Annotated in this window: 19 protein-coding genes; 17 read left to right on the top strand and 2 right to left on the bottom strand. The window is 35.7% G+C overall.

The features are described from left to right. Positions 1-19 precede the first annotated feature (19 nt). Genes EHV10_RS06155 through EHV10_RS06140 form a run of 4 tightly spaced genes read left to right on the top strand, consistent with a single transcriptional unit; the run spans position 20 to position 2,809 of the window. Complete coding sequence (locus EHV10_RS06155) at positions 20-325, top strand: thiamine-binding protein (RefSeq protein ID WP_128673908.1); 306 nt, start codon at positions 20-22, stop codon at positions 323-325. Continuing rightward, positions 315-1,079: an ABC transporter permease gene (locus EHV10_RS06150; RefSeq protein WP_128673907.1), complete on the top strand. Its 765-nt coding sequence runs from the start codon at positions 315-317 to the stop codon at positions 1,077-1,079. Before EHV10_RS06155 ends, EHV10_RS06150 begins: the two co-directional genes overlap by 11 nt. Beyond that, positions 1,063-2,067 (top strand): ABC transporter substrate-binding protein, encoded by a 1,005-nt coding sequence (locus EHV10_RS06145; protein ID WP_128673906.1) that lies wholly within the window; start codon positions 1,063-1,065, stop codon positions 2,065-2,067. The genes EHV10_RS06150 and EHV10_RS06145 overlap by 17 nt, the downstream gene beginning before the upstream one ends. Beyond that, entirely contained in the window at positions 2,048-2,809 is a 762-nt protein-coding gene (locus EHV10_RS06140) for an ABC transporter ATP-binding protein (protein ID WP_128673905.1), read from the top strand. The genes EHV10_RS06145 and EHV10_RS06140 overlap by 20 nt, the downstream gene beginning before the upstream one ends. 42 nt (positions 2,810-2,851) lie before the next feature. Here the strand turns inward: EHV10_RS06140 and EHV10_RS06135 are convergent, their stop codons facing one another. Beyond that, on the bottom strand, positions 2,852-3,694 hold the full coding sequence (locus EHV10_RS06135; protein WP_128673904.1) for a Rossmann-like domain-containing protein: 843 nt from the start codon (positions 3,692-3,694) through the stop codon (positions 2,852-2,854). A gap of 291 nt (positions 3,695-3,985) precedes the next feature. Between EHV10_RS06135 and ung the strand changes: the two genes are divergently transcribed. The 10 genes from ung (at position 3,986) to EHV10_RS06085 (ending at position 16,477) form a co-directional block, all read left to right on the top strand. Then, the gene (ung, locus tag EHV10_RS06130; protein WP_128673903.1) at positions 3,986-4,663 is read left to right on the top strand and encodes a uracil-DNA glycosylase; all 678 of its coding nucleotides are present in this window, start codon (positions 3,986-3,988) and stop codon (positions 4,661-4,663) included. 24 nt (positions 4,664-4,687) lie between these two features. Continuing rightward, positions 4,688-5,521: an undecaprenyl-diphosphate phosphatase gene (locus EHV10_RS06125; RefSeq protein ID WP_128674012.1), complete on the top strand. Its 834-nt coding sequence runs from the start codon at positions 4,688-4,690 to the stop codon at positions 5,519-5,521. Between the two features lie 115 nt (positions 5,522-5,636). Continuing rightward, complete coding sequence (locus tag EHV10_RS06120; RefSeq protein ID WP_128673902.1) at positions 5,637-7,361, top strand: ABC transporter ATP-binding protein; 1,725 nt, start codon at positions 5,637-5,639, stop codon at positions 7,359-7,361. 1 nt (position 7,362) lies between these two features. Next, positions 7,363-9,093, top strand: coding sequence for an ABC transporter ATP-binding protein (locus EHV10_RS06115; protein WP_128673901.1), 1,731 nt, complete (start codon positions 7,363-7,365; stop codon positions 9,091-9,093). Between the two features lie 18 nt (positions 9,094-9,111). Beyond that, a complete protein-coding gene (locus EHV10_RS06110; protein WP_128673900.1) occupies positions 9,112-10,977 on the top strand; it encodes a TIGR03960 family B12-binding radical SAM protein in 1,866 nt (621 codons plus the stop codon). Further along, positions 10,961-11,686 carry a TIGR03936 family radical SAM-associated protein gene (locus tag EHV10_RS06105; protein ID WP_330508481.1) on the top strand — a complete coding sequence of 242 codons (726 nt, stop codon included), beginning with the start codon at positions 10,961-10,963 and terminating at the stop codon, positions 11,684-11,686. Before EHV10_RS06110 ends, EHV10_RS06105 begins: the two co-directional genes overlap by 17 nt. After that, positions 11,661-12,671 carry a ribonuclease E/G gene (locus EHV10_RS06100; RefSeq protein ID WP_128673899.1) on the top strand — a complete coding sequence of 337 codons (1,011 nt, stop codon included), beginning with the start codon at positions 11,661-11,663 and terminating at the stop codon, positions 12,669-12,671. Before EHV10_RS06105 ends, EHV10_RS06100 begins: the two co-directional genes overlap by 26 nt. Before the next feature lie 171 nt (positions 12,672-12,842). Next, on the top strand, positions 12,843-14,441 hold the full coding sequence (locus EHV10_RS06095) for an MBL fold metallo-hydrolase RNA specificity domain-containing protein (RefSeq protein ID WP_128673898.1): 1,599 nt from the start codon (positions 12,843-12,845) through the stop codon (positions 14,439-14,441). 12 nt (positions 14,442-14,453) lie between these two features. Further along, positions 14,454-15,521 (top strand): FAD:protein FMN transferase, encoded by a 1,068-nt coding sequence (locus EHV10_RS06090; RefSeq protein ID WP_128673897.1) that lies wholly within the window; start codon positions 14,454-14,456, stop codon positions 15,519-15,521. Between the two features lie 161 nt (positions 15,522-15,682). Next, on the top strand, positions 15,683-16,477 hold the full coding sequence (locus EHV10_RS06085) for an SseB family protein (protein WP_128673896.1): 795 nt from the start codon (positions 15,683-15,685) through the stop codon (positions 16,475-16,477). A gap of 53 nt (positions 16,478-16,530) precedes the next feature. Here EHV10_RS06085 and EHV10_RS06080 read toward each other — a convergent pair whose 3' ends face one another. Beyond that, complete coding sequence (locus EHV10_RS06080; RefSeq protein ID WP_128673895.1) at positions 16,531-17,889, bottom strand: citrate/2-methylcitrate synthase; 1,359 nt, start codon at positions 17,887-17,889, stop codon at positions 16,531-16,533. Between the two features lie 363 nt (positions 17,890-18,252). Here EHV10_RS06080 and EHV10_RS06075 point away from each other — a divergent pair, with 363 nt between their 5' ends. From EHV10_RS06075 to EHV10_RS06065, 3 genes are all read left to right on the top strand, one after another. Next, a complete protein-coding gene (locus EHV10_RS06075; protein WP_128673894.1) occupies positions 18,253-19,362 on the top strand; it encodes a galactose ABC transporter substrate-binding protein in 1,110 nt (369 codons plus the stop codon). Between the two features lie 70 nt (positions 19,363-19,432). Then, complete coding sequence (locus EHV10_RS06070) at positions 19,433-20,941, top strand: sugar ABC transporter ATP-binding protein (protein ID WP_128673893.1); 1,509 nt, start codon at positions 19,433-19,435, stop codon at positions 20,939-20,941. Positions 20,942-20,952: 11 nt separating this feature from the next. After that, positions 20,953-21,939 carry a galactose/methyl galactoside ABC transporter permease MglC gene (locus tag EHV10_RS06065; RefSeq protein WP_128673892.1) on the top strand — a complete coding sequence of 329 codons (987 nt, stop codon included), beginning with the start codon at positions 20,953-20,955 and terminating at the stop codon, positions 21,937-21,939. Positions 21,940-21,991: the final 52 nt, after the last annotated feature.

Below are 21,991 nucleotides of genomic sequence, written 5' to 3'. Positions count from 1 at the left end.
TCTTTTTTTGGAGGTAAATATGAATGCGAGTGTAGCTATACAGACATTACCTGAAGTATATGACAATGAAGAAATAGTGAGAATTGTAGACGAGGTAATAGCATATATAAAGAGCACAGGTTTAAAATATTATGTCGGTCCTTTTGAAACTACCATTGAGGGTGATTATGACAAACTTATGGATATAGTAAAGGAATGTCAACATGTGGCTATAAGGGCAGGTGCACCGGGTGTAATGGCTTATATTAAAGTAAGCTTCAGACCTGACGGAGACTTGCTTACAATAGACAGAAAGGTGACAAAGCACCATACAGATGAAAAATAAAAGAGACAGTATATACCCGATCGGATTTGGTGTTTTATTTTTGCTAATATGGCAGATGCTTTGCAGCCTACAGGTAATACCGGCATATCTTATGCCTTCGCCGGCACAGATAGTAAGGGCGTTGACAGGAGACTTTTCATTGCTTATGTATCATCTTTTATATACATTGCTTGAAAGTATGCTTGGACTGACAGCAGGAGTGATACTGGGGCTTTTATTTGCATTGTTGATGGACAGATTTTCAAAACTTTATAAAACATTTTATCCGATTATTATTATCAGCCAAACAATTCCTACAATAGCTATAGCACCGCTTTTGGTATTATGGTTCGGATATGATCTTTTGCCTAAAATTATACTGATAGTACTTGTGACTTTTTTTCCTATTACAATAGGTGTACTTGAAAGTTTTAAAAGTACGGACAAAGATGAGATAAACCTCTTAAAATCAATGGGCGCAAGTGAATTTGATATTTATAAATTTATAAAGCTGCCTTCATCCATGGGAAAGTTTTTTGCAGCTTTGAAAATTTCAGCATCATACTCGGTGGTAGGAGGCGTGATATCGGAATGGCTTGGAGGATTTAGAGGGCTTGGCGTCTATATGACAAGGGTAAGAAAGGCATATGCCTTTGATAAGATGTTTGCAGTGATAATTATTATATCAATATTAAGTTTATTATTATTAAAGGCAGTGGATATTTTACAGAAAATATCCATGCCATGGGAGGAGAAACATGAAAAAAGTAATTAAGAATTTATTTGTTGCATTAAGCGTAGGTGCTTTGGCTTTGGGAAGTACTGCCTGCGGGAGTAAAAAACCTACGGAAACCGGCAGTAAAAAGCTGACTTTGGTACTTGATTGGACGCCGAATACCAATCATACAGGATTTTATGTTGCAATGGAAAAGGGATATTATAAGGATGCGGGAATTGAGCTTGAAATAGTTCAGCCACCTGAGGACGGTGCGGAAGTACTTGTTGCAAGTGGAAAGGCAAACTTCGGAGTATCCTTTCAGGATACTATGGCAGGAGCACTTTCAGGAGACAATGCGCTTCCTATAAAGGCGGTTGCAGCTATAACACAGCACAATACTTCAGGAATAATGTCAAGAAAAGATGACGGAATTACATCACCTAAGGGACTTGAAGGTAAAAATTATGCGACATGGGATATGCCGATAGAAAAAGCTATATTAAAAAATGTAGTTGAAAAGGATGGGGGAGATTTCAGTAAGGTAAATCTTATACCTTCAACGGTTACTGATGAGGTATCTGCACTTAGCAGCAAACAGGTAGACGCTATTTGGGTATATTATGGATGGGCAGGTATTGCAGCCAATGTCAAAGGCTTTGAATTTGATTATTTTGCTTTCAAAGATATCAATCCTACATTTGACTATTATACACCTGTAATTTTCACAAATGATGATATGATAAAAAATGATAAGGATACGGTTAAGAGCTTTCTTGAGGCTACAAAAAAAGGATACGAGTTTGCTGCAGGAAATCCGAAGGAGTCTGCGGAAATACTGTTAAAGTATGCACCTGAAATAGATAAGAATCTTGCAATGGCATCTCAAGAGTATTTATCAGCTCAATACATCGACGAAGGTACACCATGGGGATATATTGATGCCGACAGATGGGGAGAATTTTACAAATGGCTTAATGATAACAATCTTTTAGAAAACCCTATATATGAGGGAGCGGGACTTGATAATGAATTTATCACAAAATAGTGAGGTTATTTTAGAAGTAAGGAATGTAAGCTTCGGATATGATGAAAGGGATATTATTTCAAATATAAATCTTGAGCTGAGGGATAATGAACTGATTTCACTTCTTGGAGTAAGCGGAAGCGGAAAGAGTACTTTATTTAATATAATAGCAGGGCTCTTAAAGCCCGATGTAGGAAATGTAATATACAGAGGAGAGGACATTACAGGCAAGTCCGGACTTATAAGCTATTCATTTCAAAAAGATCTTCTGCTGCCTTATATGACAATAGAAGAGAATGTGGCACTTCCTCTTTTTATAAAAAAACAAAAGAAATCGAATGCATTGGTAAAGGCAAATGAGATGTTAAAAGAGTTTAAGCTGGATGCCTATGCAAAGAAATACCCCAAAGAACTCTCAGGAGGTATGAGACAAAGAATCGCACTTATAAGAACATATCTTTTTTCAAAAGATGTCTCTTTACTCGATGAGCCTTTTTCTGCGCTGGATGCCATTACCAAGGATGAGATGCATGACTGGTATATGAATATGAGAAGAAAATATAATACTTCGACTATATTTATAACCCATGATGTGGACGAGGCTATACTTCTGTCTGACAGAATATATATTCTTGGAGACGGAGGTATAAAAGCCGAGATTAAAATAGAAACTTCTGTAAGAGATAATTCTTTTAAGCTCACAAAAGAGTTTTTGGAATATAAGAAGTCTGTAATAGACTGCCTTGAAAGCACCGGTATATAATAGCAAACACCCCGAACAAATAAATTGTCGGGGTGTATTTTTTTATACTTTTTTTAATTCATAAAGATTCATAACTTCAAATGTTTCAAAGTTCGGAATGGCGGCAAATGAACAGTCAAGATATGTTTTAGAGTCTTTTGCGTCCATACTGAAAATATAATTGAAACCTGATTCAAAGAGATAGTCAGGTGACAGTTCACTGCTTGGACCGTATATTCCTTTTATTTTTGCATTGGTGCAGGCACTTAATATATCAAGATAAGAGTTATTTACAAGAGTGGAACCGGACATAATAATTATATCGAGATCTTTAAGCACTTCTTTGTAGTTTAGAGCATCTTCTCCAAGATGGAAATGAATATTTTGGGGATAAACTTCCGTACTGTCCTTTGATATATGATAGCTTAGAATCTGTTTTTCAGGCAGTAGATCAAAGGCGTGAAATTCACTACATTTGTTAAGGAAAAATCTGATATAAACACCATATCCTATAAGCCCTACCTTCATATCTTTTACATCATACTTGAAATTAAGACCTTCGCTACGTTCAATACCTCTGTCTTTTAAAAGCTTGACAGTGTTTAAAGGCTTACTCATCAAATTACTGAGTACAACAAGCAAAGTGCGAAGTGTATCATCTTCTTTAAGCAAAAGCTCAATTATACATTGATCCAAAGGTTTGCCTATAAGTTCTCTTATAACAGCTTCATATTCATTTATAGGCTTTTCTTTTCCTATTCTAAGTGCAAAACTTATTTTTTTGTTATTATCAATAGCCATTGCCCATTTGAAACCGAAAACAAATTCTTCCAAATTTGCTATAGGTATATTATATTTCTTATACAGAGCGAGATTAAGCTCCAGTATTCTTTTAATATCCTCCATAATTCTCCTTTATTAAAATACACCGACATTAAAGAGTGTACAATTTACCGTTACAAAATAATTATAAGACAAAGTATATTGCTTGTAAAGAGACTTGTATAATATCTTTAAGCTGATAAGTGTTAATTTTATAATATTAAATTAGCATAAATGACATAATTTAAAACCTTGTATAGGACAATTAGCTATGATAGAATAAGTTATGTACTTTTGTATATAAATTGTTTTTATAAAGCAGGTATATACTTTAGTATAATCTTTCAATAAAACAAAATTATCGGGGGATTCTATATGAGTGAATTGACCGGAGAGTGGAAAGAAGTACTTAGTGGAGAGTTTAGAAAACCATACTACAGGAGTTTGTACGAATTTGTGAAAGAGGAGTACAGTACACATACGGTATTTCCACCGGCAGATAAGATATTTGAGGCCTTGCATCTTACACCTTTATCAAATATTAAAGTAGTGATTTTGGGACAGGACCCTTATCATGGAGAGAATCAGGCACATGGTTTATCTTTCTCAGTGCCTAAGTCACAAAAGAAAATTCCACCTTCTCTTATAAATATATATAAAGAGCTTCATGATGACGTAGGTACATATGTACCTAATAACGGGAATTTGTTAAAATGGGCTAATCAGGGAGTACTTTTACTTAATACCATACTTACAGTAAGAGCGCATAAAGCTTTTTCACATCAGGGAAAGGGATGGGAGAATTTTACGGATGCGATAATAAATATTATAAATGATACCGACAGACCTATTGTGTTTATGCTATGGGGAAGTGCCGCAATATCAAAGGCAAAAATGTTAAATAACCCTAAGCACCTGGTATTAAAGACCGTGCATCCAAGTCCGCTTTCTGCATATAGAGGCTTTTTCGGATGTAAGCATTTTTCAAAAGCAAATGAATTTTTGATAAAAAATAATATATCGCCTATCGATTGGCAGATAGAGAATATTTAGAAGATAAATATGGAAAGGATTAGTATGAATATACTGGAGATACTCAAGGTCATAATTATCGGTATTGTAGAGGGTATAACTGAATGGCTGCCTATAAGTTCCACAGGTCATATGATTTTAATTGATGAAATTATAAGACTTAATGCAAGCGCCGAGTTCAAATCAATGTTTATGGTGGTTATACAGCTTGGTGCCATTTTGGCGGTTGTAGTTTTATATTTTAAAAAGCTGAATCCGTTTAGCAGGGGTAAAAGTTCAAAGATGAGAAGACTTACTATCGAACTGTGGAAGAAGATTATTATTGCATGTTTGCCGGCCGCTATGTTGGGATTTTTAATTGATGATTGGCTGGATGCACATCTCTATAACGGATTTGTGGTATCTATGGCGCTGATTATATATGGTATTTTATTTATTATGATAGAAAATTCCAATAAGAAGAGAGTGGACAGCATCAGAAGCGTTCATGCAATAGATTATCAGACAGCTTTATTTATCGGATTCTTTCAGGTGCTTGCACTTATACCGGGAACATCAAGGTCGGGTGCGACTATTATAGGCGGTATGATTTTAGGAGCTTCAAGAGCTGTATCGGCTGAGTTTTCTTTCTTCTTAAGCATACCGATAATGTTCGGTGCAAGCCTTTTGAAATTGGTTAAATTCGGTTTTCACTATACTGCAGCGGAAGTCGTATATCTTTTACTTGGAATGGTAGTTGCATTTTTGGTATCTGTTTTCTCTATAAGTTTCTTATTGAACTGGATAAAGAAAAATGATTTTAAATTCTTCGGTTACTACAGAATCGGTCTTGGACTTGTAGTGCTTGTATGGTATTTTGTATCATCTTTGATGGGATAAATTTCAGGCATATATTTATAATGTGTTTTTCATTATAAATATATGCCTTTTACTTTGACAATCTGTTAAAAAAGCATTATCATAAAGAAATTGTATGCAAACAGATAGGAGGATTATGCTTAGACTGGTTAGATATTTAAAAGATTATAAAGTAGAGTCTGTTCTTGCACCATTATTTAAATTTTTGGAGGCGGCTTTTGAACTTTTGGTACCGCTTGTTATAGCAAAGATTATTGATATCGGAATAGGAAATAAAGATTCGGATTATATCATAAAGATGGGAATCCTACTTGTGACATTAGCTGTAATAGGGCTTACATCAGCAATAGTTGCACAGTATTTCAGTGCAAAGGCTGCAACCGGCTTCGGAACAAAGCTTAGAGATGATTTGTTTGCTCATATTTTAAAGTTTTCACATGCCGAGACTGATATACTTGGAAGAGAAACTCTTGTTACAAGAATTACAAATGACAGTGACCAGGTACAAAACGGTGTAAACAGATTTTTCAGACTGGTTCTTAGGTCACCATTTATAGTTGCAGGTGCATTTATAATGTCTTTTAATATAGATGCCAAGATGTCATTGATTGCATTTGTTGTAATATTAATATTATCAATAATTGTTGCGCTCATAATGTCCAAGAGCATAGGCCTCTATAGAAATGTTCAAAGAAAACTTGATAAGGTACTTGGAAAAACAGGAGAAAATCTTACAGGTATCAGAGTGATTCGTGCCTTTTCAAAAGAAAAAAGTGAAATAAGTGAGTATGATACTGCTACAGAGGATCTGTACAAAGATCAAGTAAGAGTAGGAAATATATCCGCACTTTTAAACCCTCTTACATATGTTGTAGTTAACTTAGGAATAGTAGCAATACTTCAGGCAGGAGGAATACAGGTAAATATAGGTAATCTTACTACCGGTCAGGTAGTGGCTCTTATAAATTACATGTCACAGATCCTTGTTGAGCTTGTAAAGTTTGCAAATCTTATAATACTTTTAGCAAAGGCCAGCGCCTGTGCAAAGAGAATAAATGAAATATTTGATATTAAATCGTCGATAAAAGGCGGTAACAGTGAGCTTGTCTTAAATGATTTTGAAGGAGATATAATAACTTTTGAAAATGTGGGTTTTGCATATCCCAAGTCAAAAGAAGAGGCTATTTCAGATATAACATTCTCAGTAAGAAAGGGAGAAACTATAGGTATCATCGGTGGTACAGGTTCAGGAAAGAGCTCTCTTATAAATTTGATTCCAAGATTTTATGATATAAGCAGAGGTAGTATAAAAATTGCGGGTAGAGATATAAAGGAATACACTTTAGAGTCTATAAGAAAGAATGTGGCTTTGGTTGAGCAAAAGTCAAGGCTGTTTAGAGGAAATATAAGAAACAATCTGCTTTGGGGAGATGAGAGTGCAACTGATGAAGAATTGTATAAAGCCGCAGATATCGCTCAGGCTACAGATGTAATCAATTCCAAAGAAGGTAAACTTGATTCTGAGGTTGCAATGTATGGAAATAATTTTTCCGGAGGCCAAAAACAGAGGCTTTCCATTGCAAGAAGTCTTGTGAAAAGAGCCGGAATACTTATACTTGACGATTCATCTTCAGCGCTTGACTATGCTACTGACTCAAGGCTTAGAAAGGCAATAAGAGAGATTGGAAACATTACCACTCTTATAGTCAGCCAAAGAATAGTCTCAATAAAAAGTGCCGACAGAATAATTGTACTGGATGACGGAAAAATTGTGGGAATAGGCACTCATGAGGAACTTTTGGAGAATAATCCTATTTACAAGGAAATATACAGTTCACAGATAATGACTGAGGAGGATTAAAATGAAGAAAAATAAAAATACTTTAAAAAGAATTTTAAACCTGCTTCATCCATACAGATTCAGGATGTTTGTCAGTCTGATACTTGCTGTGGTTATTGTACTTACAACTTTATATTTACCGATACTTACAGGTAGAGCTGTGGATACAATTGTTTCAAAGGGAAATGTAGACTTTGAAAAGCTCATAAAAGTGATTTTATTGATGATTATTATGATGTGTATTACAGCTATAGCACAATGGTGTATGACTGCAATAAATAACGGAGTCGCATATCATATGGTAAGGGATATCAGAAATCGGGCATTTGCAAAGATAATGAAACTGCCTATATCATATGTGGATTCTACAAGTCATGGTGAGATAATAAACAGAGTTATAAATGATGTGGATCAGTTTTCTGAAGGACTTTTGATGGGATTCGCTCAGTTCTTTACAGGAATACTGACTATTATACTTACTATTATCATACTGTTTACAATAAATGTATATGTTACATTGGTAGTTCTACTTGTTACACCGATTGCAATGCTTGTTGCAGGACTTATTGCTAAGAATACTTACAAACACTTTAAGGCCCAATCGGAAAGAAGAGCAAGGATGACCGGTATAGTGGATGAGATGATTGCAGGTCTTGGAACTGTGAAGAACTTCAACATGGAAAATCAGATAGAAAACGAGTTTAAAGAATCTGATGAGGCACTTAGGGTTGCAAGTCAAAATGCGATATTTATTTCAGCTATAGCATTCCCGTCCACAAGATTTGTAAACTCTTTAGTATATGCAGGTGTTGCCATTTCAGGAGCATTGCTTGCAATTACCGGAAAAATGAGTGTGGGACAACTCACTTCAGTACTCAGTTATGCAACTCAGTATACAAAGCCTTTTAATGAGATATCGGGAGTTGTTACTGAACTGCAAAATTCATTTGCATGTGCTGCGAGGGTATTTGCACTTATAGATGAAGAAGAGATACTTCCGGATAAGGATGTAAATAATAAGATTGAGAATGTAGACGGAAATGTGGAATTATCACATGTTTACTTCTCTTATGATAAATCAAAGAAGCTTATAGAAAATTTGAATTTGGATGTAAAAGCCGGACAGAGAATTGCAATAGTGGGACCGACAGGTAGCGGAAAGTCCACTATAATAAATCTTTTGATGCGTTTTTATGATATAGACAGCGGCTCTATTAAGATAGAGGGCAAGAATATAAATGATATTACAAGAAAATCCATCAGAGAAAACTTCGGTATGGTTTTGCAGGAGACATGGTTAAAGAATGCGTCAATAAGAGATAATATTGCATTCGGAAAACCTGATGCTACATTTGAAGAGATAGAGGCGGCAGCTAAGGAAGCCTATGCCGACAGCTTTATAAAAAGATTACCTGACGGATATGATACAATAGTAACCGAAGGCGGTGAAAATCTTTCGGCAGGACAAAGACAGCTTCTATGTATTGCAAGAATAATGCTTGTATTGCCACCTATGCTTATACTTGATGAGGCTACCTCAAGTATAGATACAATGACTGAAGCAAGAATAAGTAAGGCATTTGATAAGATGATGACAGGTAGAACAAGTTTTGTAGTTGCTCACAGACTTTCAACCATCAAAAATGCCGATATGATACTGGTACTTAAAGACGGCCATATTATAGAACAGGGAAATCATAATGAGCTTATGGAGATGAAGGGCTTCTATTATGAATTAAATAATGCAGTTTAAAATTAGAAAGAGGAATATATGAGAAAATTGGCACTAAGCGATGATATACTGCTTAGCGTAGACAAGCCGGCAAGATATATCGGCGGTGAGTTAAATTCAAGAGATAAAAGATTAGAAGATGTTGATATCAGATTTGTTATGTGTTTTCCTGATGTCTATGAAATAGGAATGAGTCATATAGGAATGCAGATCATATATGATATGCTCAATAAAAGAGAAGACATATTCTGTGAGAGATTATTTTCTCCATGGGTAGACCTTGATAAGATACTTAGAGAAAAGAATATTCCGCTATTTTCTTTGGAAAGTCAGGAAAATGTAAAGGATGCCGATATTTTAGGTATTACATTACAGTATGAGATGTGCTATACAAATATTTTGCAGATTTTAGAGCTTTCACAGATTCCGATGTATTCAAAAGACAGAGGAGAGGAATACCCTATAGTAATAGGTGGTGGTCCATGTTCTTATAATCCGGAGCCTTTGGCACCTTTCTTTGACATATTCTACATAGGTGAGGGTGAAGTTGTTTATGACAAGTTGCTTGACCTTTATAAGGAATGCAAAAAGAATAATCTTTCAAAACATGAGTTTTTAAGAAAAGCGGCAAAACTTGAAGGTATGTATGTACCTGAGTTCTATGAAGTGAGCTATAAGGAAGACGGTACTATAGCTTCATTTACACCTAAGTATGAAGATGTTCCAAGTGTTGTACATAGAGTAGTTGTTCAAAATATGGATACTGTATCATATCTTTCAAAGCCTGTAGTTCCTTTTATTAAGGTTACACAAGACAGAGTGGTACTTGAGATAATGAGAGGATGTATCAGAGGATGCAGATTCTGTCAGGCGGGAAATGTATACAGACCTCAAAGAGAACATTCACTTGAATATCTTATAAATTATGCAAAAACAATGCTTGATATTACCGGAGCGGAAGAGATTTCACTCAGTTCACTAAGTTCAAGTGATTACAGTCAGCTTGATAAACTTCTTGATTTCCTTTTGGAATACACAAAGGATAGAGGGATAAACATATCTCTGCCTTCTTTACGTATTGATGCGTTTTCACTGGATGTAATGAGCAAGGTCCAGGATGTAAAAAAGAGTTCTTTGACATTTGCACCTGAAGCCGGAACACAAAGACTAAGGGATGTAATAAATAAGGGAATTACAGAGGAAGATATATTAAGCGGCTCAATGGAGGCATTTAAAGGTGGCTGGAATAAGGTAAAACTTTATTTTATGCTTGGACTTCCTACAGAGACTGAGGAGGATATTAAAGGTATACCTTTGCTTTGTGAAAAAATAGCTGAAAATTATTACTCTATTCCAAAGGATCAAAGAATCGGTAAGGTATCTATTACCGCAAGTTCATCATTCTTTGTGCCGAAGCCTTTTACACCTTTCCAGTGGGCAAAGATGGAAACCGAAGAAGAGTATCTTAGAAGAGCGCATCTTGTAAAGGATACTTTCAGAGAACAGCTTAATCAAAAGAGTATGAAGTATCAGTACCATGATGCGGAGGTAACATTGCTTGAGGGACTTATGGCCAGAGGTGACAGAAAAATTGCGGATGTCATAGTTAATGCTTATAAAAACGGTGCAATGTATGATTCATGGTCGGATCAGTTCAATATGGAATATTGGCTTAAGGCATACGAGCAAACCGGTATAGATCCCGGCTTTTATACATTAAGGCAAAGAGATTTGGATGAGATATTCCCTTGGGATTTTATAGATTCCGGAGTTACAAAGGAATTTCTTATCAGAGAGTGGAAAACAGCGCATGAAGATAAGATCTCACCAAACTGCAGACAGCAGTGCTTAGGTTGCGGTGCAAGAAAATATAATGGAGGTGTTTGCTTTGAAGGTAAGAATTAAGTTTGAAAAAACCGAGCAAATGCGTTTTATAGGCCATTTGGATATAATGAGATATTTTCAAAAAGCTATGAGAAGGGCAGATATTCCTATAAAATACAGTGAAGGATTTTCACCTCATCAGATAATGTCATTTGGCGCTCCTCTGAGTATGGGAGTATCGGGGCTTGGTGAATATATGGATATAGAGTTAAAGGAAGGGAGTCATATTTCATCTAAAGAAGCAATAAAAAGACTTAATGAGATGATGTGCACCGGAATGAAGGTTACTAAGTTTTTACAGATTCCCGATAATTCCAAACCTGCTATGGCTTTGATGGATACAGCCGATTTTAAGGCTGAATTTAAAACTGAAGTAAATGAATCAGAAATTAATGCCGCTATAGAGAAGCTCATGTCCAAAGAGTCTATATTACTGACAAAGGTATCAAAAAAGAAAAAGAAAAATCAGTACGGCAAGTTTGTAGAGGTGGAGACAACTTCAGTTGTGGATATAAAGCCTTTTATATATAAGCTTGAAGCCATAAAAAACGGTGTATACATGCATCTCTCACAGGGAAGTACAAATAATATAAAGCCTGCGGCCGTTATGGAATTTTTATATGAAGAAGGATTAGCTGCAGCTAAAAAGAATGAATATTATTTATACAGATTAGATATGTATACAGATGAAGGAAAGGCCCTTGATGAGTATGGGTGTGAAATTATCTAAGCTTTTAATTACAAGTTATAAGAATAAAAATTTTGTAATATCATATGATGATAATAGGGCAAATGAGATAGAGTATATCGAGGATACATCTTTACTTGGCAGTATTCATATAGGAAAAGTGAAAAAAATAGCTCAAAATATAAATGCCGCCTTTGTTGAGATTGAGTACAATTTAAAACGTCAAATGGTATATTTTGATATGGCTGAACTTAAGCATCTTATATTTGCCGATGAAAAAGAGCATACGGTTTTACACGAGGGTGATGATATTGTAATAAAGATTTCAAAGCTTCCTATTAAAAATAAGCTGCCGGGTACTACTGCAAATCTTTCGGATTGTGAAGTGCTTGATCAAATTCTTGAAAAGAAAAACTATATAAAGGCACCTGCAATGCTTTATGTCGGCTCTAAAGACTATATAGATATCGTTAAAGACAGATTAAAATATGCCGAGTTCGATATAGTAACGGATATCAAGGATATATACGAAGGAATAGTTGAATTTTTTAAAGAAGAGCGCGAAGATCTGCTTGGCAGAGTCAGATTCTATGAAGATAATATGATAAGTCTAAATAAGCTTTATTCCATAGATACTCTTTTTAGCGATTCATTAAGCAAAAAGGTGTGGTTAAAGGATGGAGGCTATCTTTATATAGAATCCACTGAAGCTCTTACAGTGGTTGATGTAAATACCGGAAAAAACGTCAGAAAAAAAGAAGCCGGAATAATTAAATTAAATACAAATATTGAAGCAATAAAAGAGACTGCAAGGCAGCTGAGACTTAGAAATATTTCGGGTATTATAATTATAGATTTAATAAATACCACGGATAAATCGGAAATAGATTTGATATATCATACGATGAAAGAACATCTTAAAGAGGACAGATTAAATACAGTGGCAATAGACATAACAAAGTTATGCCTATTTGAGATAACCAGAAGAAAAAGAAAGCCGAGTCTTGAAGAAGTTATGAAATTATAAATATATACCCGTTCTATAAAACATAGGATGGGTATATTTTATATTTTGTAGAATATAATTCAATATTATTATATAATAATTTTAAGTTGACGAAAAATATTTTGTGTAGTTATAATAGAGTTAGGCTCTAATAACTTACATGCTCAGTTGTTTGATTAAAAAGGGGAAAATATGAAACTGGAATTTATAGGCGCAGATCACGAGGTTACAGGAAGTTGCCATTATGTTGAAGTCGGGGAGAAAAAGTTTTTAGTGGATTATGGTATGGAGCAGGGAATAAATGTGTATGAAAATGCACCTCTGCCTGTCTCACCTGCAGAAATTGACTATCTTTTTGTTACACATGCTCATATCGACCATACAGGTATGATTCCACAGCTTGTAGCAAGAGGCTTTAAGGGAGAAATATATTCATCAAATGCCACACTGGAGCTTTGCACCATAATGCTTCGAGACTGTGCGCATATACAGGCTGAAGAGATAAAGTGGAAAAACAGAAAAGCTGAAAGAGCCGGCAGACAAAAGGAAGCAGCGGTATATGAACTTTCAGATGTTGAAGCAAGTATTAAACTCTTTAGAGGTGTTGAATATAATAAAAAAATAGATATTGATGAAAATATCAGTATCAGATTTATAGATGCAGGACATATTCTGGGTTCAGCATCAATAGAAGTTTGGCTTAAAGAAGGAAATGAGAACAGAAAAATAGTATTTTCAGGTGATATCGGTAATTTCAATAAGCCATTGATCAGAGATCCGGAGTATATAAAGGATGCCGACTATGTTTTGATGGAATCAACCTACGGTGACAGATATCATGAGGAAGGCGCAGATCATGTGTCGGATCTGGCAAGAATTCTTGAAGAAACATTTGAAAGAGGTGGAAATGTTGTAATACCTGCATTTGCAGTCGGAAGAACACAGGAACTGCTTTATTTTATGAGGCAGATAAAGCAGAATAATCTTGTAAAAAATCTTCCGAACTTTCCTGTATATGTAGACAGTCCTCTGGCAATAGAGGCGACCAATGTATTTAAAGATAACTTGCTTGAATGTTATGATGAGGAAACTAAGGCGCTTGTTGAAAACGGAATAAACCCGATTGCTTTTCCAAATCTTAAGATGACGGTAAGCTCTGATGAGTCGATGGCTATAAATATTGACAAATCACCAAAAGTTATAATATCAGCTTCCGGAATGTGTGATGCAGGAAGAATCAGACATCATTTGAAGCATAATTTATGGAGAAGTGAATGCAGCGTAGTATTTGCAGGATATCAGGCTTTTGGAACTTTGGGAAGAACTCTTCAGGACAATGTTTCAGAGGTCAGACTGTTTGGAGAAAATATTTCTGTAAATGCGCATATTGAAACTTTAAAGAGTATAAGTTCACATGCCGATAAAAACGGACTTATAAAATGGGTAACATCTTTTGAAGAAAAGCCGAAGGAAGTATTTATAGTACATGGTGATGATAAAGTATGCGAAAGCTTTTCAAATGAACTTAAGAGTAAATACGGAATAAATTCATCCGCACCTTTTTCAGGCTCTGTTTTTGATTTGATAAGCGGAGAGTGGATAAAGCAGACCAAGGGAGTTGCCGTTGCAGTTAAGGAAGTAAAGGAGCCGGAAAGCAGCGTTTACTTAAGACTTCTTGGAGCAGGTGAGAGACTCTTAAAAATTATAAAAGAAAATAAACACGGAGCCAACAAGGATTTGGCTAAATTTGCAGATCAGATAAATGATCTGGCAAAAAAATGGGAAATTTAGTAGGAGTATATTTTGAAACAATTTAATAAAAAAAATATAATAGCTGTTGCAATAGTATTGTTTGTGCTACTGATAATTGCAATTTTAGGGAAACATACAAATCACAAGTCGATAGCCAATAATTTTGATTTTTCTATAGATAAGAACAAAAATAACGAGCCTTTGACAGATACAACATTTGCTCTTGATACATTTATCACTGTATCCATATATAATGGAGGAGATGAGAATGTATTAAAAGAGTCAATGCAGTTTATAAGAAACTATGAGAATATCTTTTCGGCAACAAGCGAATCTGCGGAATTGTATAAATTAAACCATAGAGAAAAAGGTACTATGAGTGTGGAAGTAAGTGATGAACTTGCTTATCTTATAGATAAGGCATTGTATTACAGTAAAATCTCACATGGTGCGTTTGATATTACCACAGAACCTTTAAAAGAACTCTGGGATTTTAATGCAGAGGAGCCGGAGCTTCCGAGTGATGAAAGTATTAAGGAAGCATTGCCGAAAGTAGATTATAATAAGGTAAGTGTGGAAGGAAATACAGTAAAGTTTACTTCAGATGATACAAGAATAGATCTAGGTGCTATTGCAAAGGGATATATAGCGGATAAGACAAAGGAATATCTTCTGAGTAAGGGTGTTGACAGTGCTATTATAAATCTTGGAGGCAATGTTTTATGCATAGGTAAAAAGCCGAATGGAGACAACTTTACAATAGGGCTTCAAAAACCTTATGCAGACAGAAATGAAACAGTAGCATTACTTACGGTAGATGATGAATCGGTTGTTTCATCAGGTGTTTATGAGAGACATTTTGTTATAGACGGTAAAAACTATCATCATATTCTGGATCCGAAAACAGGTTATCCGTATGATAACGGGCTTGTGGAAGTAAGTATACTGACAAAATCATCAACAGAAGCGGATGCTCTTTCAACTACGTGCTTTTCACTGGGGGTGGAAGAGGGTGTAAAGCTTCTTGACAGTATACCTGATACATATGGTTACTTTATCCTTTCGGATTACTCCATAGTTTATTCTGAAGGTGCAAAAGAGCATCTTGTGCAACCATAAATTTTTGTAAAGATATTTTAATATGTATTCCTGAAAATTTTTGATATAATAGTATAGGTTTACAAATCAGGATTTGTAATATATATGACACTATGTATTTGACTTTGATAGTCAAAGAGTATATAGTAGTTTCAAGACAAATAAAATTTTTGGAGATAAAAATGGAGAAAAGAGAAGTACTTGCAAGTATTCCAAAGGCAGTAAATCTATATTTAATTCAGTCGGATTTTACCAGGCTGCCATTTGTTTATTGTGATGATGAGAGTTTTGATGATGTGGCGTTTTTATTTGATGAAAAAGAAAATGCTTTGAAGAAATCGGCAGAGTTGGCAGCCAATAAGCAGAAGAATACTGTATTGGAACTTAATCAGGAGGGTATTTTGAGAGCCTTCACACATATGGCAATAGCCGGTGTGAATGCTGTTAAGTACAATTATCAGGGTAATGAATTTATAATTCAGCTTGACGAAATAGTGAAACTCTCGGATTTTAGCGAGTTACCACCTGAAAAAAGACCTGTAGAGAACAGATCGTTACAGCTTACAATGCTTTATTTCGGACAGGAGATAAGAGCAAACCTTGATAATCCGAATACACCTGAGATTCGTGAATTGGAAGAGGAGATGCTTGTAAATATTTTAAAGGCAAGATTCCTTGTACCGGTTAGAGAGACACAGGTAGACGGGGAAACACAGATGCAGATGCTTATGTTAAAGATAAGTGATAACGGCGGAAATATGATACCTATATTTACAGACAATATAGAGTTTGATAAAATGCCGGGTGATGCAAATGTAAAGAAGATTGTTGTAGAGGCAAAGAATCTTATCAACTTCCCTATGACACCTGAATGTGACGGATTCCTTATAAATCCTATGGGTGTAAGTATTCCTTTGAATGCCACTATATTAAATAATCTCAGAAATATGGAGATAACACCTGCAAACAAAGAATAAAAATAAAGTGTGAAAAGTGATTATTCATTTTTCACACTTTTTTTATAGATATATTATCTGTCCTTCATTTTAATATAGTTTTCGTGCTCTTTAACAGCCATATAAGCAGGTCTTATAATCTTATCTGTATTAATCAGTTCTTCGATTCTGTGAGCACTCCATCCGACTATTCTGGAACAGGCAAATATCGGGGTATAAAGTTCGGTAGGTAAATCAAGCATTCCGTAAACGAAACCGCTGTAGAAGTCAATATTTGCACTTACACCTTTATATATATGTCTTTCAGCTCCTATTACTTTTGGTGCAAGTCTTTCAACTGCACTATAGAGTTTGAAATCATTATTTTTATGTTTTGCATTTGCAAGCTGTTCAACATATTTTTTGAAAATGTTGGCACGTGGATCTGAAAGCGAATATACAGCATGCCCCATACCATATATTAATCCGGATTTATCAAAGGCCTCTTTTCTTAAAAGCTTTAAAAGATAAGCTTTTATTTCATCGTCATCACTTATATCCTTTATATTTCTCCTCATATCTTTAAACATTTCAACAACTTTTATATTGGCTCCACCATGTTTTGGGCCTTTCAAAGAACCTAGAGCTGCCGCTATAGCCGAATAAGTATCTGTACCTGAGGAAGTGACCACATGAGTTGTAAAAGTAGAATTGTTACCACCACCATGTTCCATATGTAAGACCATGGCAAGGTCAAGCACTTTGGCTTCAAGATCCAAGTATTTCTTATCCTCTCTAAGCATAAGTAAAATATTCTCAGCAGTAGATAATTCGTTAGAAGGACGATGAATATACATACTTTTATCTCTTATATAGTGATTATAGGCATGATAACCATATACGCACATCATAGGGAAGGTAGCTATAAGATTGATACACTGGCGTAATACATTTGGAAGAGAGATATCATCAGCCTTTGAGTCATAGGCATACAATGTAAGTACCGATCTTGAAAGCGTGTTCATCATATCCTTACTTGGTGCTTTCATAATGATATCTCTTGTAAAGTTTTTAGGCAGAGATCTCTGCTCGCCAAGTAAACGATTGAAATCTTTAAGCTCATTTGAAGTAGGCAGATTGCCGAAAAGCATTAGATACGCGACTTCCTCAAATCCAAATCTGTTTTCCTTTAAAAATCCGTCTGTCAGTTCGTGTATATCAATGCCCTGGTATCTAAGTTCACCGTCACAAGGTATCTTCTCACCGTTTTCCCTTTTAAATGAGGTTATCTCGGAAATGCGGGTAAGTCCGGCTCTTACACCTTCACCTTGAAGATTGCGCAAGCCCCTTTGCACATCAAATTCTTTATACAAGGATTGGTTTATAGTTAAATTTGTAAGGCATTTTGAGGTCAGATCCTCTATTTCTTTTGTAATCTTTTGGTTGTAGCTCATATATTCCTCCTTTAAAAAATTATACATGTACAAAGTTACTTATATTTATTAATTATATAGTTATAATAATTATACATTATTTTATAACATAGTTTAATTAAGAAATTATGTATAGTTATTGAATAAATAATGACTATGGGTGATGTAACATAAGATAAAGTGGATTAATCTACACATTTAATTATTATTATGCATTTAAATATAGAAAAACATATGAAAAAAATCAGATGTTATAAATTTTTTTCTGTTTATATTATTGAAAAAAATTCAATAAAAAGAGTAAAAATATTCTCTGTAAAATAATCGTAAGTAATATTAAAATAAGCTTACAAATAAACGAACAAACCTAAGGGAGGAAAAACAATGAAATTGTTCAAAAAAGTTTTAGCAGTATCAGTAGCATCTGTGTGTGCTCTTTCATTAGCAGCATGTGGAGGTGGAAGCAAGCCGGCAGAGACAACTGCAGCAGCTACAGAGTCAAAGGAAGAAAGCAAGGCGGCTGAGAGTGTTTCAGAGGCTGTTGCATCTACAGGTAAGGATGTAAAGGATATCAAAGTAGGTATCTCAATTTATAAGTTTGATGATAACTTCATGACATTATATCGTAACGAGCTTGTTAGATATCTTACAGAGGAAGTTGGTATTCCAAAAGAGAACGTAGTAGTTCAGGACGGTAAGAACGATCAGGCAGAGCAGACAAACCAGATCAACAACTTTATCGCAACTAAGGTTGACGTTATGATTCTTAACCTTGTTCAGTCATCTTCAGCTCCAACAGTTACAGATCTTGCTAAGGAAGCAGGAATCCCTGTAGTGTACATCAACCGTGAGCCTGATGAGACAGAGGAGTCAAGATGGGCAGCAGACGGTATCAGCGCAACATATGTAGGTGCGGATGCTCGTCAGTCAGGAACATTCCAGGGTGAGGAAATCGCAGAACTTGAGAATAAGGGTGACATCAACGGTGACGGAACAGTTAAGTACATCATGATCCAGGGCGATCCTGAGAATATTGACGCACAGTACAGAACAGAGTATTCAGTTAAGGCTCTTACAGAGAAGAGCGGATTAAAGGCTGAGCAGCTCTTAATTCAGAGAGGTGACTGGGATCAGGCTAAGGGACAGCAGATTGCACAGGATGCTCTTACACAGTATGGAAACGACATCGAAGTTATCTTCTGTAACAATGACGCTATGGCACTTGGTGCACTTCAGGCTATCAATGCTGCAGGAAGAAAAGTTGGTGAAGATATCTATATCGTAGGTGTTGATGCGCTTGCAGAGGCAGTTCAGGATGTATCAGAAGGCAAGATGACAGGTACAGTATTTAACGATTTCATAAGCCAGGCACAGGCAGCAGCAAAGGCAGCTGTATCATTTGCAGGCGGTGAGAAGGTGGATACAAAGATTCCTGTAGACTATGTAAAGGTTACAAAGGATAACGCAGCAGAGATCTTAGAGCTTGTAAAATAATCAAAAATTAACTTAAGTAAACATCTTTCGGGTGTGCCGGTGCACACCCGATTTTTGAAAGGAGCAATGGATGTCAGAGTACAGATTGGAAATGAAAGGGGTCTCTAAAAGTTTCCCCGGTGTAAAAGCACTGGACAATATCCATCTTAATGTCAGACCGGGCAGCGTACATGCTCTTATGGGTGAAAACGGAGCAGGCAAGTCTACACTTATGAAATGTCTGTTTGGAATATATACAATGGATACCGGTGAGGTCTATGTAGATGGAGAAAAAATGAATATATTAAACCCTGATGATGCACTTCATAAGGGATTGGCAATGGTTCATCAGGAGTTACAGCCTGTACCTGCAAGATCTATTGCTGAAAATATGTTTTTGGGCAGATATCCTACAATAAATATAGGCCCTCTAAAAGTAATAGACCATAAGAAGATGGAAAATGAAGCTACTAAATGGCTTAAAGAAGTAAAACTTAATGTAAATCCCAATGCATTATTGCAGACATTATCTATATCACAGATGCAGTCTGTAGAAATAGCAAAAGCTGTTTCAATGGGAGCAAAGATCATCATATTGGATGAGCCTACATCATCACTTACTGAAAATGAAGTAAGCGGATTATTTAAAATAATAAGAGAATTAAAAGAAAAAGGCGTATCTCTTATATATATCTCACATAAGATGGCGGAGATAAGAGAGATTGCCGATGATATCACCATAATGAGAGACGGAACCTATGTGGGTACATGGGAAGTAAAAGACATCAGTGACGGTGAAATCATAAGACAAATGGTTGGTAGAGAACTTTCAAATATCTATCCGCCAAAAGATAACGTAGAAAAAGGTGAAGTTATACTTAAGGTCGATGGCCTTACAAGTATACATGAAAATATATTCAGAAACTGCTCATTTGAACTTAGAAAAGGTGAGATACTCGGATTTGGCGGACTTGTGGGTGCAGGTAGAAGTGAACTTATGGAAGCTATATTTGGACTTAGAAGTGTAAAATCCGGAAAAGTATACATGAAGGGTAAAGAGCAGAATATAGCAAGACCAAGAGATGCTATAAAAGACGGACTTGGAATGATTACAGAGGACAGAAGAGGTACAGGAATTCTCGGATGCCTTTCAATAGCCGACAATGTTGCTATTTCTTCACTCAATAATTATCTTGTGGCAGGTATTGCATTGGATGACGGTAAAATTAAACAGGTCGTAGATGAAAATGTAAGCAAGCTAAGTATAAAGACTCCAAGTAATAAGACATTGATTCAGTCTTTGTCAGGAGGTAATCAGCAAAAGGTTATTATAGCAAGATGGCTTGCAAACAATCCGGATGTGCTGATAATGGATGAGCCTACAAGAGGAATTGACGTAGGTGCGAAATATGAAATATACCAGATAATGATAAACCTGGCAAAGCAGGGAAAGGGCATCATAATGATTTCTTCCGAGATGCCTGAACTTATTGGAATGTCTGACAGAATAATCGTTATGTGCAATGGTGAGATCACCGGTGAAGTATCAAAAGACGATGCTACACAGGAGAGTATCATGGCATTGGCTACTAAATTTTAGGAGGAATACTTATGAATACAAAATCTTTAGATATAAAGAAGTTGTTACTGGATAACGGTATCATAATAGTTTTACTTTTGCTTGTACTGTTTACAGGTATAATGAAGGACAATTTCTTTTCAGCAAGTAACTTAAGAAATGTTTTGGTAAATGTGGCACCAAGAGTAATTATTGCCTTCGGTGTATCAGCCTGTCTTATAACAAAGGGTACTGATCTTTCAGCAGGTCGTCTGGTAGGCCTTTCGGCTTGTGTAGCAGGTACACTTTTACAGAATAAAGACTATGCAAATAAAATGTTTCCAAACCTTGGTGACATGAATATCCTTGTAGTACTTTTAATAGCTATAGCTATTTGTGCTGTATTTGGATGTATCAACGGTATTGTTATAGCTCATTTGAACGTTCCTGCATTCATCGGAACACTGGGAATGCAGCTTATAGTATATGGTGTATGTCTTGTTTATACAAAGGCTGAGCCAATCGGTGGATACAGAACGGCATATACAACAGTTGCTACAGGAAACTTCTTAAAGATTCCGTATCTTTTCATTTATGCACTTGTTATCGGACTCATTATGTGGTTTGTTTTCAATAAAACAAGACATGGTAAGTATATGTATGCAATCGGTGGAAATGAGGCGGCAGCAGAGGTTTCAGGTGTTAATGTAAAGAAGGCAAAAATATTAATTTATACATCGGCAGCAGTACTTTATGCAATCGCAGGTTTTCTTTTGGGAGCAAAATCAGGCGGTTCATCTGTAAACATGGGTGCTTCATACGAACTTGAGGCAATCGCAGCATGTACCATAGGCGGTGTATCTGTAAACGGAGGTATCGGTAGAATATCAGGTTGTGTAATCGGTGTTTTGGTTTTTGAGTTATTGAAATCTTCAATGCAGTTCCTCGGAATCAAGCCGGACTTCCAGTTTATAGTACAGGGTGTTATCATCGTTGTTGCTATTGCACTTGATATCAGAAAGTATATACAGAAGAAGTAATTGATTAAATATAAAAACTATTGACACCTCTTATATGTACGCTATAATGTAC

The organism is Lachnoanaerobaculum gingivalis (assembly GCF_003862475.1).
Taxonomy (GTDB): domain Bacteria; phylum Bacillota; class Clostridia; order Lachnospirales; family Lachnospiraceae; genus Lachnoanaerobaculum; species Lachnoanaerobaculum gingivalis.
Note: the sequence above shows the minus strand (reverse complement) of the source record. Positions and strands in the feature narration are given on the sequence as shown.